Source organism: Burkholderia sp. HAN2018, from assembly GCF_024704855.1.
In the GTDB taxonomy this organism is placed as follows: domain Bacteria; phylum Pseudomonadota; class Gammaproteobacteria; order Burkholderiales; family Burkholderiaceae; genus Burkholderia; species Burkholderia cepacia.
Map to the genome: position 1 here is coordinate 1 of NZ_QOBB01000540.1, position 1,314 is coordinate 1,314.

Sequence of the window (1,314 nt, forward strand, 5' to 3'; positions counted from 1 at the left end):
AGAGCGAAGTGATCGAGCTGTTAGCCGAAGAGAGGCCCGTCGAGGTCGAGGTCGACAGCGAATCGATCGAGCTATTCGCGGACGACAGACCGGTCGAGGTCGAGGTCGAGAGCGAAGTGATCGAGCTGTTGGCCGACGACAGGCCGGTCGAGGTCGAAGTCGACAACGAGGTGATCGAGCTATTAGCCGACGACAAACCGGTCGACGTCGAGGTCGACAGCGAAGTGATCGAGCTGTTAGCCGACGAGAGGCCCGTCGAGGTCGAGGTCGACAGCGAATCGATCGAGCTATTCGCGGACGACAGACCGGTCGAGGTCGAGGTCGACAACGAAGTGATCGAGCTGTTAGCCGACGACAGACCGGTCGAGGTCGAGGTCGACAGCGACGTGATCGAGCTATTCGCGGACGACAGACCGGTCGAGGTCGAGGTCGAGAGCGAAGTGATCGAGCTGTTAGCCGACGACAGACCCGTCGAGGTCGAGGTCGACAGCGAATCGATCGAGCTGTTAGCCGACGACAGACCGGTCGAGGTCGAGGTCGAGAGCGAAGTGATCGAGCTGTTAGCCGACGACAGACCCGTCGAGGTCGAGGTCGACAGCGACGTGATCGAGCTGTTGGCTGACGACAGGCCCGTCGAGGTCGAAGTCGACAACGAAGTGATCGAGCTGTTGGCCGACGAGAGGCCGGTCGAGGTCGACGTCGACAGCGAGGTGATCGAGCTGTTAGCCGAGGACAGACCCGTCGAGGTCGACGTCGACAGCGAAGTGATCGAGCTGTTAGCCGACGACAAACCGGTCGAGGTCGAAGTCGACAGGGACGTGATCGAACTGTTGGCCGACGACAGACCCGTCGAGGTCGAGGTCGACAGCGACGTGATCGAGCTGTTAGCCGACGACAAACCCGTCGAGGTCGAGGTCGACAACGAATCGATCGAGCTATTGGCCGACGACAAACCGGTCGAGGTCGAAGTCGAGAGCGACGTGATCGAGCTGTTGGCCGACGAGAGACCCGTCGAGGTCGACGTGGACAACGACGTGATCGAGCTGTTGGCCGACGAGAGGCCGGTCGAGGTCGACGTCGACAGCGAGGTTATCGAGCTGTTAGCCGAGGACAGACCCGTCGAGGTCGAAGTCGACAGCGAAGTGATCGAGCTGTTAGCCGACGACAAACCGGTCGAGGTCGAAGTCGACAGGGACGTGATCGAACTGTTGGCCGACGACAGACCCGTCGAGGTCGAAGTCGAGAGCGACGTGATCGAGCTGTTAGCCGACGACAGACCCGTCGAGGTCGAGGTCGACAACGAGGTGATCGAGC

At 61.1% G+C, this 1,314-nt stretch carries 1 protein-coding gene; it reads left to right on the plus strand.

The annotated features are described in order from the left end of the window. Window positions 1-1,314 (plus strand): hypothetical protein (locus DPV74_RS42050; protein WP_276142233.1); only part of this gene is annotated, 1,314 nt, incomplete at both ends.